The 13,882-nt window shown below is 62.5% G+C and carries 16 protein-coding genes; 8 read left to right on the plus strand and 8 right to left on the minus strand.

From position 1 onward, the window contains the following. The first annotated feature begins 23 nt into the window (after nt 1-23). Genes BP869_RS09815 through BP869_RS09825 form a run of 3 tightly spaced genes read left to right on the plus strand, consistent with a single transcriptional unit; the run spans nt 24 to nt 3,057 of the window. Nucleotides 24-1,061: a DUF2117 domain-containing protein gene (locus BP869_RS09815; protein ID WP_342679211.1), complete on the plus strand. Its 1,038-nt coding sequence runs from the start codon at nt 24-26 to the stop codon at nt 1,059-1,061. Beyond that, a complete protein-coding gene (locus BP869_RS09820; RefSeq protein ID WP_342679212.1) occupies nt 1,058-2,212 on the plus strand; it encodes a hypothetical protein in 1,155 nt (384 codons plus the stop codon). The genes BP869_RS09815 and BP869_RS09820 overlap by 4 nt, the downstream gene beginning before the upstream one ends. Before the next feature lie 56 nt (nt 2,213-2,268). Next, on the plus strand, nt 2,269-3,057 hold the full coding sequence (locus BP869_RS09825; protein WP_342679214.1) for a hypothetical protein: 789 nt from the start codon (nt 2,269-2,271) through the stop codon (nt 3,055-3,057). Here BP869_RS09825 and BP869_RS09830 read toward each other — a convergent pair. Together BP869_RS09830 and BP869_RS09835 are read right to left on the minus strand one after the other, a co-directional pair. Next, on the minus strand, nt 3,044-4,681 hold the full coding sequence (locus BP869_RS09830; RefSeq protein ID WP_342679301.1) for an ATP-dependent DNA ligase: 1,638 nt from the start codon (nt 4,679-4,681) through the stop codon (nt 3,044-3,046). The genes BP869_RS09825 and BP869_RS09830 overlap by 14 nt on opposite strands. Then, nucleotides 4,681-5,454, minus strand: a complete 774-nt coding sequence (locus BP869_RS09835) for an MBL fold metallo-hydrolase (RefSeq protein WP_342679216.1) — start codon at nt 5,452-5,454, stop codon at nt 4,681-4,683. Before BP869_RS09835 ends, BP869_RS09830 begins: the two co-directional genes overlap by 1 nt. Before the next feature lie 94 nt (nt 5,455-5,548). Between BP869_RS09835 and BP869_RS09840 the strand changes: the two genes are divergently transcribed. Next, nucleotides 5,549-6,952: a P-loop domain-containing protein gene (locus BP869_RS09840; protein ID WP_342679218.1), complete on the plus strand. Its 1,404-nt coding sequence runs from the start codon at nt 5,549-5,551 to the stop codon at nt 6,950-6,952. On the opposite strand, the gene BP869_RS09845 is transcribed toward BP869_RS09840, so the two are convergent. After that, nucleotides 6,928-7,623: an ABC transporter substrate-binding protein gene (locus BP869_RS09845; RefSeq protein WP_342679220.1), complete on the minus strand. Its 696-nt coding sequence runs from the start codon at nt 7,621-7,623 to the stop codon at nt 6,928-6,930. The genes BP869_RS09840 and BP869_RS09845 overlap by 25 nt on opposite strands. A 68-nt stretch (nt 7,624-7,691) precedes the next feature. Next, nucleotides 7,692-8,504: a uridylate kinase gene (locus tag BP869_RS09850; RefSeq protein ID WP_342679222.1), complete on the minus strand. Its 813-nt coding sequence runs from the start codon at nt 8,502-8,504 to the stop codon at nt 7,692-7,694. 83 nt (nt 8,505-8,587) lie between these two features. On the opposite strand from BP869_RS09850, the gene BP869_RS09855 reads away from it, so the two are divergent. Next, the gene (locus tag BP869_RS09855; protein WP_342679224.1) at nt 8,588-8,821 is read left to right on the plus strand and encodes a hypothetical protein; all 234 of its coding nucleotides are present in this window, start codon (nt 8,588-8,590) and stop codon (nt 8,819-8,821) included. Between the two features lie 20 nt (nt 8,822-8,841). On the opposite strand, the gene BP869_RS09860 is transcribed toward BP869_RS09855, so the two are convergent. Next, the gene (locus BP869_RS09860; RefSeq protein WP_342679225.1) at nt 8,842-9,606 is read right to left on the minus strand and encodes a uridylate kinase; all 765 of its coding nucleotides are present in this window, start codon (nt 9,604-9,606) and stop codon (nt 8,842-8,844) included. Nucleotides 9,607-9,744: 138 nt separating this feature from the next. On the opposite strand from BP869_RS09860, the gene BP869_RS09865 reads away from it, so the two are divergent. Together BP869_RS09865 and BP869_RS09870 are read left to right on the plus strand one after the other, a co-directional pair. After that, on the plus strand, nt 9,745-9,969 hold the full coding sequence (locus BP869_RS09865; protein WP_342679226.1) for a hypothetical protein: 225 nt from the start codon (nt 9,745-9,747) through the stop codon (nt 9,967-9,969). Between the two features lie 16 nt (nt 9,970-9,985). Then, nucleotides 9,986-10,333, plus strand: a complete 348-nt coding sequence (locus BP869_RS09870) for a hypothetical protein (RefSeq protein WP_300166768.1) — start codon at nt 9,986-9,988, stop codon at nt 10,331-10,333. Here the strand turns inward: BP869_RS09870 and tsaA are convergent. After that, nucleotides 10,311-10,865, minus strand: a complete 555-nt coding sequence (tsaA, locus tag BP869_RS09875; RefSeq protein WP_342679241.1) for a tRNA (N6-threonylcarbamoyladenosine(37)-N6)-methyltransferase TrmO — start codon at nt 10,863-10,865, stop codon at nt 10,311-10,313. The genes BP869_RS09870 and tsaA overlap by 23 nt on opposite strands. Nucleotides 10,866-10,977: 112 nt before the next feature. Between tsaA and BP869_RS09880 the strand changes: the two genes are divergently transcribed. Then, nucleotides 10,978-12,117, plus strand: coding sequence for a putative sulfate/molybdate transporter (locus BP869_RS09880; RefSeq protein WP_342679243.1), 1,140 nt, complete (start codon nt 10,978-10,980; stop codon nt 12,115-12,117). On the opposite strand, the gene BP869_RS09885 is transcribed toward BP869_RS09880, so the two are convergent. Together BP869_RS09885 and BP869_RS09890 are read right to left on the minus strand one after the other, a co-directional pair. Beyond that, complete coding sequence (locus tag BP869_RS09885) at nt 12,114-13,187, minus strand: ABC transporter ATP-binding protein (RefSeq protein ID WP_342679245.1); 1,074 nt, start codon at nt 13,185-13,187, stop codon at nt 12,114-12,116. The genes BP869_RS09880 and BP869_RS09885 overlap by 4 nt on opposite strands. Before the next feature lie 3 nt (nt 13,188-13,190). Further along, on the minus strand, nt 13,191-13,877 hold the full coding sequence (locus BP869_RS09890) for an ABC transporter permease (protein ID WP_342679247.1): 687 nt from the start codon (nt 13,875-13,877) through the stop codon (nt 13,191-13,193). Nucleotides 13,878-13,882 lie beyond the last annotated feature (5 nt).

Genomic DNA, 13,882 nt, shown 5'->3' on the forward strand with positions numbered 1-13,882 from the left:
AGGGAAGGTCCACACATTCAGGTATGGATACCGGGGAAACGCTCGCCATGATCGTCCACGGCCCCGACCCCTTCGACTGCGGGGACGTCGGGAGACTCCTTGCATCCCTCGGCGATGTGCGCATCATCGTCGCCGGAGTGATGGGCCGGACCGCCGCGGAGGAGTCGGGCCTCCCCTGTGAATACTGTGGCGTCCCCCCGAGCCAGGTGCTTGCCCACATCGACGGCCCGGCCTTCCTCCTCAACCGCGGGAAGACCCCCGAATCAGGCCGGGTCTTCGGCGGGATCGTCGCCGGGAGACTCGGGCGCGGCCTTGTCCACGTTGAGTGCACGCCCGGGACGGTCTTCTGCTGGAACGAGGGGGACACCGTCCTTGCAGCATGCCTCGCCTCAGTCCTCGGCTACACGGTCGAGGAGGTCAGGGCCGTCCCCCCGGACAGCGGTTCTGTGCGGGAGGTCAGGGGGTGCGTCCCGGGAGAACCGGTCTTTGTCAACGGGATCGTCATCGGGAGAGCGACGACCGGGACCGTCGTGCTGCGCGAGAGGTACGGCGCAGTCGAGGCTGTCTCCGGGCTTCTGGTCAAGCCCCACGGCCTTGAGAAACTCGCCCGCTCAGGGCCGGTCTCCCTTGCCCATGCCTGGTGCAAGAGCGGCCAGATCAGGCAACACGCCCCGGCACAGGGCGGAAAGGTGCAGGAGGAGGGGCGGGTGATCGTCCTCGACCACTGCGGCCACCGCTTCTATGAACGGCTCGCCCCTGAAACCTGCGGCGTGCTCGCCATCGGCGACGACACCACAGCCGTGGCCGGGCACATCGCCGCTCACCTCGGCATCCCCGTGCTCGGCATCACCGACGGCGACAGAGATGGGGTGGTCGGCGGCACCTTCCCGAAAGGTTCGGTCGTGCTCGCCGTGACCACAGGGCGAGACGACGAGGTCGGCCTCGATATCGCCGGGACAATTCCTGATGGAAAAACAGACTGGGACAAATGGATTGCCGGAGCCCTCAAGATGGTGGAGGACAGGGCTGAGATCGTCCTCGACCAGAGGCGACAATCATGATGCGATGTGCCGAATGCAAGGGAAAACTTCTTTGCGGGCTCCCGAAGTGCCCGATCATGAGCAGGTTCCATGCCCAGGTGCGAACCGCTGCCAGGGGCACGAGTTATATGGGATCGGCCCCGTCGGTCTTTGTCGGTTCGGCCGGGTATCCGGCAGTCTCGGCAGGGCCATTGATGGTCAACGACCCCGACCTCCCGCCCCTCTGGATGGCGCAGGGCCTCTCCATCGACGACATCGTCGGCATCAGGGCGCGGACGATCCGGGGCACCGCACGGCCGGACGCGGTTTCCGACCAGATTCAGGAGATCGCACTCTCCTCCCGGCCCCTCGATATCGAGGCGGCCTTCGAGCGCCCGATCAGCTTCGACCTCCGCTTCGACGGCACGGTCACGCCGGTCGGACTCTCGGGGAGCATCAGGAAACTTGACGTGCTGGACAATGCACGTGTCGACCGGGTCGTCGACCGCGTCACCTCAGACAGTGACCTCACGGCGACCGAGGCCTGTGTGACCCTCGGTTCGGAGGGGGTCGACGTCTACCAGATCGCACAGATGATGAGTGCAGGGCTCCTTGGCAGGCAACGTCGCATCGTCCCGACCAGGTGGTCGATCACCGCCGTCGACGACACCGTCGGCACCGGGTTGAAGAGGCGGATCGCCCGATTTCAGCCTGCAAGCGAGATCGAATTCTTCGCCGCCACGGCCTATGGGAACACGATGGCCGTCATCCTCGTCCCGGGCGACTGGAAGTTCGAGATGATCGAGATCTGGGGGAAGCACTCTCTCTGGTCGGGAGAGGAGGAGACAATCGTCCAGGACATCGAGGGGAAGAAGAGGGGCGGCTACTCCCCCATCGGCGGGGCCTATTACGCGGCCCGCCTCGCCGTCGCCGAGCACCTCGCACGCGCAGGGAGATCGGCGCGGGTTGTCGTGGTGCGGTACGCGGGCAGCGACTACTGGGCGCCCCTCGGATCCTGGGTGATCAGGGAGGCGACCAGACAGGCGATGAAACAGGCACCTGTCAGGTGCGGGGATCTGAAGGAGGCAATGACGCGGGTGGACGACGTGATCGGGTCGCCACAGTGGCGGCAGAAGAGCAGACTCATCCCGGAGATGCTATCGCAGAGGTCGTTATTTGAATTTTTTGGATAATGTCACTGCAATCTAAACATAAAACTATTTATTTTTCCAACTCGAAAAAAAGGAATATGTATCGGTACGGGATCGCACCCCTCCTTCTTGCCACCCTGGTATCCGCGGTCTCTGCGCTGAACACGCCAGCGGCCACGGTCACACCGACTTTCTCCAGCGAGGATCTCTACACCCTCTTCATTGGCGGGATCATCTACCTGAACCTCTTTGCCGTCTTCCTTGCCCATATCCTCAAGAAGGGAGGATACGTCACCAACCGCCCACCGATCGTGCGAGGCGTTGCCATCCTCCTTGGCATCGCTGCCGTCGGCATCGGAAGCGTCTTCATCGTCTTCACCGCGATGGTGCTCCTCGCCGAACTCGGCATCGTCCCCCTATTCTCATGGACAGAGGATTTTTTCGCCTATTTCCTCTCTGACATCATCCCCGTATATACGGGGGCCCCTGAATTCTCGATGACTGCAGGTCTCCTCGTCGCCGCGGCCGCAGGCTTTGTATCGTTCCTCCTCGGTTCCGTTCTTCTCGTGCGAAACACAGGCGATGTGAGTTTTGCCAAGGTCGCCATGCCGACAGCGAGCGGATCGGTCGTTCAGAACAAAGCAGACAGGTCCGACGAACCCCTCAACCCGACACTCTCTTTCAGGGTGGAAAACCGCCGGACGCAGGAACCGGCGCCCGACGTAAAGTTGATGCTCAGGCAGCGGGAGGGTATGCGCTTCCACACAAAGTTCACCGACTTCAATGGCGAGGTCACCTTCACCAATGTTGAAGGTTATGGCTCGGAGTACTACGCCTATGTGGAAGGGGATGAAAACAGGACGGTGTACAGGGTCATAAGAATTTGAGCTGCCTTTCGTACCTGGCGGCAAGACCCTCCACCGTCTCCACCTCGGCCACGCCCTTGTCCTCCCGCAACCGCACAAACCTGGGGAAGCGGAGGGCATAGCCGCTCGTATAGGTCGGGCTCTTCTGGACCTCGGCGTACCCGACCTCAAAGACGACCTCTGGCTCGAAGACGACTTCTTTCCCTTTTTCGGCGATGACAAGATCCTTGAACACCGCATAGAACGCTGCGAGTTGGTCGTCGGAAAATCCTGTCGCCACCTTGCCGACCGGCAGGAGTACGCCCTCGTCCTGGCAGGCAAGGAGGAAGGAGCCAAAGATATGGGCGCGACGCCCCTCGCCCCACTCGGCGCCGACGACCGCAAGGTCGATGGTATCCACCGCAGGCTTGACCTTGATCCAGTTTCTGCCCCGCACCCCCGGCGTATAGGCGGCGCTCCTCACCTTCACCATCACGCCCTCATGTCCGGCGTCCAGGGCCTCTTGATAGACCTTCTCCAGGGTGGGGACGTCGTCGCCCACCCACTGCGGGGCGACGTAGCCGGAGAGGACCGTCTCCAGGATGGCGCGGCGCTCGATAAAGGGCCGGTCGATGAGGGTCTCGCCGTCGAGGTACATGATGTCGAAGACATTCGGGACGAGTTCCACCCGTCCGATCGCCTCCTCCACCTCGTGCTTCCTGCGGAAACGGTGCAGGACAAACTGGAAGGGACGGGGCTTCCCGTCTTTCACGGCGATCACCTCGCCGTCCAGGATCACGTCGTGGCCGGTGGCCGCGCAGAGCATCTCGATGACGTCGGGGACCGCTCCTGTCACCTCCTCCAGTTTCCGGGAGTACATACGGCAGTCGTCGCCAACCTTGTGGAACTGGAAGCGTGTGCCATCATATTTGTACTCGACGGCGACGGCGCCGTGGTCCCCGACCATCTCGGTGATGGTGCCCTGCTGAGCGAGCATCATCTTCACCGGGTGGAAGGGCTCGATGCGGACATCCCTGAGGGCCGCCTCTCCCTGACGGGCAAGGAGGGCGACTCTGCCAAGGTCGTTGATCGCCTGGTAGGCATGGGCGACGAGGGACTGGTCGACGGAAAAAGCCTTTGCAACGGCGTCCCGCACATTCCCCTCGCCGACCCCGATCCGCAGTTCTTCGAGGAGGAGGCGGGCGAGGTAGCGGCCGTCAAGGGGGCCGGCAGTGCCGAGGAGACCGCGCACGATCTTCATCTTCTCGCGCTGTGACCGGCTGCCGTCGGTCGTTGCGATCCTGGTGAAGTCGGCAAAAACGCCGGTGAGGGTGAGAGACTCGGCAAAGAAGGACATTTGAGTCTTTGTCGCAAGGAGGCGCTCGACCGCGAGGCCGACGTCCCCGGTTTCGTTCACCGCGGCGACGACCTCCTCCTTCTTCTTCCCCGCGACATAGCCGACGGCCTCGTACAGGAGGTTCGGGCCGATGCCGAGTTTGAGGGGGCTCCAGTCAGGGAAGACCCGTCCCATCACGAACCTGACAAAGACCGGCAGTTCGTCGTCCGAGAGACCGGGGAGGACGGAGGCGATGACGTCTATCATCTCCAGGCGCCCGCTGATCCCCTCGATCTGTTCACAAATGCGGGAAAAGTCCGTGAAGTCCATCATAGGATCACCGGCCTCGATATCTCGTGCTGCCCGCTCACGACAAGGTCGGTGTCGTCGAGGTACAGGCCAAGACCGCCTTCTGCGGCGGCGACCGCCTTTTCAGGAGTGTTGTTCACCTCGGAGAGGTGAGCGAGGAAAACTGCGGAGAGATTTCCTCCGATGTCACCAAGGCAGGTAGCTGCAGCGGCGTTCGAGAGGTGGCCCCGCTTTGAGCGGATGCGCTCCTTGAGATAATAGGGATACGGCCCCTCTTCGAGCATCTGCGGGCAATGGTTGCTCTCCAGGACGACGGCGTCGCAGGTGCCGAGGGCGCGCTCGATGCCCGGCGTGACGATGCCGGTGTCGAGGCAACAGCCAAAGCCGACACCATCCTCCCGCACGCAGAAACCACATGGTTCTGAGGCGTCATGGACAGTCGCAAAGGGCGTGACCGAAAAATTTCCGAACGCGAGGGTTTCGCCGTACGTCGCCCGCACGGCCTCCACCGGTTTTGCGGAGGTGCGCTTGTCCAGGAACGCACCGAGGGTCCCGCCTGTCCCGACGACCGGGACACCGAAGCGGCGCGCGAGGACGTCCACACCCCTGAGATGATCGATGTGCTCGTGGGTGACGAGGATCGCGCGGACCGCTTCCTCGTCGCCACCTGCCGCGGCAAGACGGGTGCGGATCTCCTTTGCCGAGAGCCCCGCGTCGATGAGGAGGGCACCGTCCTCCCCCTCGACATAGATAGAATTGCCCTTGCTCCCGCTGGCAAGGATGGTGATCTTCATTGCAGTGTGATACGCTCTGCTCGGTTATAGTGCTTAACGAATAGGTGCGCCGCCATCGGCAGGGATTTCTTTCTCGATACCCGATAGATCCGTGATGAGCGGCAGAGGATGGATGGGTGCGACACCGGCAGTCCTTGCGGCGTGCAGAGATATGGTGGACGCACCGAAGGTGCGGGAGGGCGTGAACGCCTACTTTGTCCGCTCACCCGAGGGGGCGTGCCTCCAGTTCTCCGTCCCCCTCCTCCTCCCCTTCAGACCCGACATCGACCCACGCGGCGCCGATGGGGCGGTCTGGGCGGCGCTCGAGGCGGTGAAACGCGCTTCTCCCGCGGACGTACGGCTGCACCCCCTCGGCGGCCTCGACACAGACAGGCCCGCGGCATATGCGGGGGGGACCGAGCCAATCACCCTTGTCAGGTCGGCATCACGGGCAGGCACCGGCCTCTGGAAACCGGACGGGGAGAACTATCTCGACACCGCCGGCCTCCACTGCACCGTCCACGGGGCCATTCCGTACCCCGGGCCGCCCGGGGATGCAACGGCCCGCGAGGTCGCCGGGGCCGTTGCGGACCTTGCCGACGCGATCAGGGAAATAGTGCACCGGGTGCCGGCACCTGATATTGCGGCCGCGGCGACACTCTCTCTCGACCAGAAACTTCTCAGGAAAGAACTCCCGGCAATGGATCTTGTCTGCTTCATCGGTGACAGTACCTGCCCGGCACGGGCCTTCACCCGCTTCAGGCAGCACCACCGCGTGGCCGGCCCGAAGGAAGGGGTGCATATCCCCTTCGTCTGCCCTGAGGAACTCGGGCCTGTCGAGGTCGACCTCCCGGCGAGCGGGAGGACGGTCGCCGGCCTTGGCATCCGTGAGAAGGAGGCCTTCGCCGTTGCGGGATCGAATGCCCAGGGAAAAACGACTCTCCTCCAGGCAATCCTCGCGGGGGAGGACGACCACGCTCCCGGCGACGGTCGGGAACTCGTCGTCTCCGTGCGGGGTGCGCGGACCGCGGAAGCGGGAGGGCCCGACCTCCACGGCGCCGACGTGAGTCTTTTTTTCCAGAGTCTCCCTCCCGGCATGACAGGGACGCCGAAGGCCGCCTTCGGGAGGGGGAGCGGGTCGATGACGATGGCGGTGCAGGTGCAGGAGGCGGTGCGGACAGGCGCACCCCTCCTCCTCATCGACGAAGACAGGGCGGCGGCAAACCTCCTTGTCGCAAGTTGCCTGCAGGAGGCTGACGTGACCCCCCTCGCCACCCTCCTTGCGACGCGGCGGGACGCACTCGGGGAGTGCGCCTTCGTCTTCGCCGCCTCGTCCCTCGACTCCCTCATCGCCCGGGCAGACAGGATCCTCCTCCTCTCCGGCCACACGGCCGGGGCGGTCAGCCCCGCGGCCTTCAGGGCGCGGTACCTTCGATACCTGAAGGGGCAGATGAAACAGGTTGGAGAAGGGGAAACGGAGGAAAAAAGACGGGATCAGCCCGACCGCACGTCCCTGTAACCCTCGCTGTCAGGTTCCACGTACAGGACGGCACGCCCCCCTTCCAGAGCCGGCTTCGGGAACTCCTGGAAGGTGACGGTCCCGTCGGCGATCACAGTTCCTGCAGTGCTCCTTACCTCATCGACGCCTGCCGCAAGGACAGCACTGACAGTGCACCTGCCCGAGAGATCGCGCAGCGTCCCTTTCTGGACATATCTGCCGTCATTTCCCGATGCCGCAAGCCCCACCGCGGCAACGGCGCCGATGAGCCCGCGCATGGTGCCGAATCCCTCGACGAGCATGCCGGCGCGCCGTGCGACAGTGCGCGCCTCGTTCAGGGAGAGCACGCAGGTTTTTGCGTCCTCTGCAAAGGCGGCAACCTCGGAGATGATCTGGCCATCGGACGCAACACAGATGCCAGGATTGCTCCCCGGGGCCGCACTCCGGGATACGAAGTCCTTTGCATAGGCAAAGACCTGCCCGCCCGCGACATTCCCGGACCCATCGAGGTGCACGCAGAGTGCGGCATTGTGGGTCGTCGCAGGAATGTCGTCGTGGCGATACAGCTGGTGCCGGGTTACGCCAAGGACAGGGAAATCCCTGGCAAGGGCGGCGGCAGCGGCACGGGCGATCTTGCCGGTGCCAGGGGTGCCATCCGCATTGGTGTCGTCAATGCCGAGATAGATCGTCATAGGAATGCCTCAAAACGTGGGATCTCTATGGCACCAGTATATATGAAGATATCTATAAAAAAGAGGGATCATGCCCGGATGATTGTGCCGACACGCTCACCTCTCACGGCCTTTGTGATGGCGCCCGGCACATGACCATTGACCACCCTGATCTCCTTCACATGCCTCGTGTGGAGGAGAAGTTCGACCGCCTTCTTTTCAAGGACCATGTCCTCCATGTCCCTGCCGAGGAGTTCGTCTGCCGTGATCTCAGGGATCAGGGCGGCCTCGGGGTCGATGCGGGGGTCCCCGACATAGAGGCCGTCGACATTCTTCGCAAGGATACAGTTCTTCGCACCCATCACCTCGGCGATGAGCACCGCACCGGTATCTGTCCGGTTTGGCGGGATCGATCCGACCTCAGGCGGCTGCTCATAGAGGCCGTACGGCGGGGTGCCGTGGGTCACAGGCAGGAGACCGAGGGCGGTGAGGATGGGGAGTTGGAGGAGGTCGCCGGTGTGGATCCTGACGCCGTTGTACTTCGAGAGGAGGACGGCCATCATGATCGCGTTCTGCTCGCTGATCTTGCCCGCAAGTTCGGCAAGGACACCGGTCGGCATCCCCAGGTTGATCCCGATATCCATGATATGGCGGACGCGCCCGCCCCCGCCGGTGACAAGGAGGATCTTCTCGCCGGCATCCTTCAGCGCGCCGATCTCCTCCACGAGCGGGAAGACGACATCGCGGCCGTAGTCGATGGTCCCGTGGCCGCCGATCTTGATCACGTTGAGGTCGGGCATGATCCTGATCTGTGGGATCTCAGCGATCTTCTTCATCAGGCCCTTCCGCACCAGGGTCTCGCCCCGGAGACCGGACTCGAGTTCAAAGCGTTTTTTTGTCATGGCGCACCGGCAAGTGATATATACGATAATTTATATTTCACTTCTGTCATGGGCGGCGATATGCCCGGTAGGGAGGACCGAAGATGAAAATCTATGTCAGAGAACGGCAGAAGGTCGGGAGCGGCGTCAAAGAGCCCAAGTTCAGGGTGGTCGCTGTCACCGGCAGCAAAGGAGAGGCGTCGCACATGAAGATCGAGGCAACGCACTTTCGGAAGACCGAGATCGAGGGGATAGCAAAGGACGTCGGGGCCGAGATCATCTATCTCTCACCGATGCCCGAAGAAAAGCGCGGCGAGATGAAGAGCGTCGCCCGCTGAAAAAGATGACGTGAGAGAGGTCAGGCCCGGATCAGGGTTCCGACCTTCTCGCCACGGACGGCCTTCGTGATATTCCCGCGCACATGGCCGTTGACCACCCTGATCTCCTTCACGTGTTTGGTGTGGAGGAGGAGTTCGACCGCCTTCTTCTCAAGGACCATGTCCTCCATGTCCCTGCCAAGGAGTTCGTCTGCCGTGATCTCAGGGATCAGCTCGGCCGCCGGATCGATGCGGGGATCCTCGGTGTAGAGGCCGTCGACGTTCTTTGCAAGGATGCAGTTCTTCGCACCCATCACCTCGGCGATGAGCACGGCACCTGTATCTGTCCGGTTCGGCGGGATCGACCCGATCTCTGCCGGTTGCTCGAAGAGGCCGTACGGAGGAGTGCCGTGGGTCACAGGCAGCATCCCGAGGGAGGCGAGGGTCGGGAGTTCGAGGAGGTCGCCCGATTTCACCTGGGTCCCACCGTACTTCGAGAGGAGGAGGGACATCATCAGGGCGTTCTGCTCGCTGATCTTGGAGGCGAGTTCTGCGAGGACTCCAGTCGGCATCCCCAGGTTGATCCCGATGTCCATGATATGGCGGACGCGCACGCCGCCGCCTGTGACGACAAGGACCTTCTCGCCGGCCTCCTTCAGGGCGCCGATCTCCTCCACGATCGGGAAGACGACATCGCGGCCGAAGTCCATCGTGCCGTGGCCGCCGATCTTGATCACATTGAGGTCGGGCATGATCCTGATCTGCGGGATCTCGTCTATCCGCTTCATGAGGCCCTTCCGTACCATGGTCTCGCCGCGGAGGCCGGAGTTGAGTTCAAAGCGTTGTGCCGTTATGATATCACCGTATGATGATCATGTTTATAGGCGGAGAGATATAACAGGGATGATACCAGTTGGTATATCAGCTGGTATATGGTGAAACAGATGAAGATCTATGTCCGCGAAAGAAAGAAGATCGGCAGCGGCGTCCAGCAGCCGAAGTTCCGCATCGTCGCTGTAACCGGTGAGAACAACTCAAAGAGGCTCTGGGTAGAGGCAAAACACTTCCGAAAGAACGAGATCGAACTCGTCGCCGCCGACCTGGGTGCCGAGATCGTCTGGCTCGAAGCGATGCCAGAGGAAGAGCGGCATAAAAAGAAAGACGAGTAACACACATATCTGGGCTATGCCCGCACTGACCTCAAGCGAGATACTCGCTGCTGTTGCACGGATTCTCATTCTTGAGGACCGTGCCATTACTTTCCTCTGCACAGAGGGGGAGATCAGCATCAGGTTCCCGAAGACCAGACGTCTGGCCGAATACCTCTCTGTCCCGCACTATTATGTCATCCCCATCATCGCCGCCATGGAGGAGGAAGGACTGGTCACCCGCACCGAGAGGGTCGGTGTCTCGACCACCGCGCAGGGAACGGCAGTCCTCTTTTCAAGGATCCTTGCAGAGTATCCCCGGGAGGTCGAGCAGATCCTGGGGCCAGACCTTCTTGGGGCGATCAGGGCGAGGGCCCTCGACTGAGGTCTCCCTGCCCGGACAGTTCCGCAGGCGTGCATTTCTCGGGCGTGCGGCATCCTGTTTGCCGGTCCACCCATCCGGAACGGACATTTTCCCTGTGGTCAAACGGGTAGATGTATGGCTTGATGTCGAGGAGGGGGGTGTTGTCCAGAATGTCCACGCCGGAGATCTCAAGGACGTTCCCGCGCACAGCCTTCAGTCCCACGATGGACAGGCCGATTGGATTCGGGCGGTTGAAGTGGCGGATCGCGAAGATCCCCCTCTCACGTGAACCGTCCAGAAACGGCTTTCGCCTGAGCTCGACATCGCCGGCACGGTTAAAATGGTAGAGGAGGATGATGTGGGAGAAGGCGTCGAGATCCAGCAGACCTTCCGCATACTCGGTATAGATCTCCACACGACCATCTGACCTGGAAAAAACAGGTTGGATCGGAGTATCTGCCTGCTCGGTAAAACCAGACCTGATGACTCCGATAGGCCTGTACAGGATCGCGAGGTCATGGGGGTCTGTGCTCTTGACATTAATATCGGCCATATATCTATCATCTATCCCGGCGGCCCCTGTACCCTGGCCGCACATGAGAGGAAGATTATTGGAGAACTGATAAAAGGGTTCAGATATCAGCAATGATCAGGAGGGGGGTGTGGTGACAGGGCCGGGAGAGGAAGTACGAAAAGGATCTGGCCTACGATTCAATCTCAGTGAGGCCGCAGGATCTGTCGGAGACTTCGGCACCATCCTCCCCATCGTGCTCGGCGTCGCCCTTGTCTGCAACGTGAACCTCTCGTACATCTTTCTCTTCTTCGCCCTCTGGTACGTGATCTCCGGCCTCTACTATCGCCTGCCCATCCCGGTCGAACCCCTGAAGGCCGTCGGGGCGATCGCGATCGCGGAGGGCCTCACCGCGGGGGAGATCGCAGCTTCAGGACTGATCATGGGCGTCCTCTTCCTTGCCCTCGGCCTCGTCGGGGGCATGCGCTATCTCAGCGACCGTATCCCGACCTCTGTCGTCCGCGGTGTGCAGGCAGGCCTCGCTCTCCTCCTCCTGAAGACTTCTTTCGGATTCGTCGCCGCCGACCCCCTCTTCGCCGGGATCTCGGTGGGCGTCGTCATCCTGTTCTTCCTCGCCGCGCTCCGCTGGAAGGTTAAAGACCTCTCGGCCCTCCTCGTCCTCGGGATCGGTGTCGGTGCGGGCGTGCTCAGCGCGGGCCTCCCGTCTCTCTCTGCGATATCCCTGCCCGCGTTCGTCCTCCCGAACCCTGCCGACTTCTTCTTCGCCGCATGGTACCTCGTCCCCCCGCAGATCCCCCTGACCCTCACCAATGCCATCCTTGCCACGGCCCTCCTGACGCGGGACCTCTTCAGGACAGAGGTCGACCCCGACCGCCTTTCCCGGACGATCGGCGTCATGAACCTCGTCTCCGTTCCCTTCGGAGGATTTCCCATGTGCCACGGGGCCGGCGGCCTTGCCGCCCATTACAGGTTCGGCGCACGGACAGGGGGCTCGAATATCATCGCCGGGGTCATCTTCCTGGGCTTCGCCCTCTTCTTCGCCTCGCCTGAGAGCCTCGCCCTGATCCCGATAGGGGTCTTCGGCGGCCTCCTCATCTTTGCGGCGGTCGAACTCGGCAAACACAGCATGAAGACCGATTCCATCTTTGTGACCGTGGTCATCGCCGCCCTCTCCGTCCTCATGAACATCACGGTGGGATTTGTCATCGGGCTGATGCTTGCCTGGGCCCTGGAAAGGTACGGGAGGGCCAAGGCAGCAAAAAGAGGCAGCTAATCCTCGACGACGTGGACGGCACTGGCCTTGAAGGAGATCTTCACCGCCATCCCCTCCCTGATGCCGAGTTCTTCGGCAGACTTCCAGGTGACAAGAACAGTGAAAGGGATGCCGCAGTCGACCGTGAGGTGGTTGAGGGGGCCGTAGGCCCGTACCCCGGTCACCCTCCCGGAGAGGACGTTTCGCGCCGAGATGCCGGTCCCGTCGGCAAGGTGGATGGTGATGTCCTCGGGTTTGATGCAGGCGCAGACCTTCGTCCCCGGCCCGAGAGGGGTGACCGCTGCGATCGTCACCCCACCGGCGGCAATGGCGGCGACGCCGTCGCTGTTCTCCCGCACCTCTCCCCCGATGATGTTCTCGATCCCGACAAACCGCGCCACATACCTGTTCTCCGGCATCGCAAAGACCTCACGCGGCGTACCGATCTGGGCGAAGACACCGTCCATCAGCACCCCGATCCTGTGGGCAAGCCTCTGGCCCTGAAGCATGTCGTGCGTCGAGAGGACCACCGTCTGGTTCATTTCCCTGTTGATCCGCACGACCAGGTCCTCGATCGCCTCGGTCGCCACCGGGTCGAGGTTTGCGGTCGGTTCGTCGAGGAGGAGGACGGCCGGGTCGGTGACGACCGCACGGGCGATGGCGACCCTCTGCATCTCCCCTCCCGAGAGGGTCTTTGCCTTCCGCGTCTCATAGCCGGAAAGCCCGATCACCTCCAGGGCGGCCATGATCTTCTCCCTGATCCCGGCCTCGGGGACATGCCTGATCCGCAGGCCGATCGCGATGTTGTCATAGACAGTCTCATTGAAGGCCGCCGGTTTCTGGAAGACCATCGCCATCCGCCGCCTGAACCCGAGGGCGCTCCCCCGGTCCGCGTGGATGGCGGCGCCGTCGAGGAGGATCTCCCCGCCCGAGGGGGTGTCGAGGAGGTTGATCAGGCGGAGGAGGGTGGACTTGCCCGATCCCGAGGGGCCGATGATCGCGAAGATCTCGCCGTCCTGGATCGCCGCGTTCACGTCTTTCAGGACGACCTTTTCCCCGAAATTCTTTGCAACATGCCTGAGTTCGATCATGGTTCACCGCTGCTGGTAGATGGTCACCACCGTGTTCACGATGAGGGCGATGCCGAGGAGGATGATGCCGAGGGCGATCGAGGTGCCGATATTCCACTGCGAGGTGTTGAGGGTGATCGCCGTCGTCAGGACGCGGGTCCGCCCGTAGATGTTCCCGCCGATGAGGATCGCCGCCCCCACCTCGGAGATCGCCCGGCCGAAGCCGAGGGCGACCGCCCCGAGGATCGCAAACCGGGCCTCTCTGACAACGTGCTTGAGGAACTGGAGGCGCGTCGCCCCGAGGGAGAGGATCGTGTCCCTGATCGTCGCGTCCACGCCCGAGAGGGCGGTGATCGTGAGCCCGGTCATGATGGGGAGGACCAGGATAGTCTGGGCAAGGATCATCGCCTGCGGCGTGAAGAGAATGCCGAGAAACCCGAGAGGGCCATGGCGGGTGAGGAGGAGGAAGAGGAGCAGGCCGACGATGACGGTCGGCAGGGAGTACAGAGTCTGGATAAGTTGAATCAGGACTTTTTTGCCGGGGAACTCGTTGAACGTGACCGAGGCCCCGAAGGGGACGGCGATGAGCGTCGCCGCAACGGTTGCAGTCAGAGAGACGACGAGGGATAGGGCGGTGATCTCCATGACGTCGGGGTCAAGGGTGACGATGAGGTGAACCGCCTCAATAATGCCATCGATGATAAAGCCCATCACTC

Origin of the sequence: Methanofollis sp. UBA420, assembly GCF_002498315.1 — an archaeon.
GTDB lineage: Archaea > Halobacteriota > Methanomicrobia > Methanomicrobiales > Methanofollaceae > Methanofollis.

Bases quoted from the DNA above. Each gene is read 5' to 3' on its own strand.
- BP869_RS09815 (WP_342679211.1), top strand. From the start codon at position 24: ATGGATACCGGGGAAACGCTCGCCATGATCGTCCACGGCCCCGACCCC.
- BP869_RS09820 (WP_342679212.1), top strand. From the start codon at position 1,058: ATGATGCGATGTGCCGAATGCAAGGGAAAACTTCTTTGCGGGCTCCCG.
- BP869_RS09825 (WP_342679214.1), top strand. From the start codon at position 2,269: ATGTATCGGTACGGGATCGCACCCCTCCTTCTTGCCACCCTGGTATCC.
- BP869_RS09830 (WP_342679301.1), bottom strand. From the start codon at position 4,681: ATGGACTTCACGGACTTTTCCCGCATTTGTGAACAGATCGAGGGGATC.
- BP869_RS09835 (WP_342679216.1), bottom strand. From the start codon at position 5,454: ATGAAGATCACCATCCTTGCCAGCGGGAGCAAGGGCAATTCTATCTAT.
- BP869_RS09840 (WP_342679218.1), top strand. From the start codon at position 5,549: ATGAGCGGCAGAGGATGGATGGGTGCGACACCGGCAGTCCTTGCGGCG.
- BP869_RS09845 (WP_342679220.1), bottom strand. From the start codon at position 7,623: ATGACGATCTATCTCGGCATTGACGACACCAATGCGGATGGCACCCCT.
- BP869_RS09850 (WP_342679222.1), bottom strand. From the start codon at position 8,504: ATGACAAAAAAACGCTTTGAACTCGAGTCCGGTCTCCGGGGCGAGACC.
- BP869_RS09855 (WP_342679224.1), top strand. From the start codon at position 8,588: ATGAAAATCTATGTCAGAGAACGGCAGAAGGTCGGGAGCGGCGTCAAA.
- BP869_RS09860 (WP_342679225.1), bottom strand. From the start codon at position 9,606: ATGGTACGGAAGGGCCTCATGAAGCGGATAGACGAGATCCCGCAGATC.
- BP869_RS09865 (WP_342679226.1), top strand. From the start codon at position 9,745: ATGAAGATCTATGTCCGCGAAAGAAAGAAGATCGGCAGCGGCGTCCAG.
- BP869_RS09870 (WP_300166768.1), top strand. From the start codon at position 9,986: ATGCCCGCACTGACCTCAAGCGAGATACTCGCTGCTGTTGCACGGATT.
- tsaA (WP_342679241.1), bottom strand. From the start codon at position 10,865: ATGGCCGATATTAATGTCAAGAGCACAGACCCCCATGACCTCGCGATC.
- BP869_RS09885 (WP_342679245.1), bottom strand. From the start codon at position 13,187: ATGATCGAACTCAGGCATGTTGCAAAGAATTTCGGGGAAAAGGTCGTC.
- BP869_RS09890 (WP_342679247.1), bottom strand. From the start codon at position 13,877: ATGGGCTTTATCATCGATGGCATTATTGAGGCGGTTCACCTCATCGTC.